The organism is Amycolatopsis sp. SID8362, assembly GCF_010550475.1.
GTDB lineage: Bacteria > Actinomycetota > Actinomycetes > Mycobacteriales > Pseudonocardiaceae > Amycolatopsis > Amycolatopsis eburnea.
Window position 1 is genome coordinate 1 of the sequence record NZ_JAAGNB010000673.1, and the last position, 236, is coordinate 236.

Below are 236 nucleotides of genomic sequence, written 5' to 3' on the forward strand. Positions count from 1 at the left end.
CTGCAGGTCCAGCGTGTCGAGCGTCCAGACGCACTGCTGGCCGTGGTAGCGGTACCCGGCCACCCACTTGGCCGCCTCCAGCGCGACGAGGTGCGCCGCGGCCGAGGTCAGCGGCGGCAACGCCGGCATCGGGCGGCGCGCCGGCCCGGCGTGGCCCAGTTCCTCCTGCACGCACGCTTCGGCGTGCCGGTGGCCCCACAGCCGGTGGGTCAGGCAGTGCCAGCACGCCCCGGACG

At 76.3% G+C, this 236-nt stretch carries 1 protein-coding gene; it reads right to left on the reverse strand.

Annotated elements, in window-relative coordinates; genetic code table 11:
• On the reverse strand, nt 1-236 hold a 236-nt coding region (locus G3I65_RS20425; protein ID WP_160697523.1), incomplete at both ends, for a TOMM precursor leader peptide-binding protein.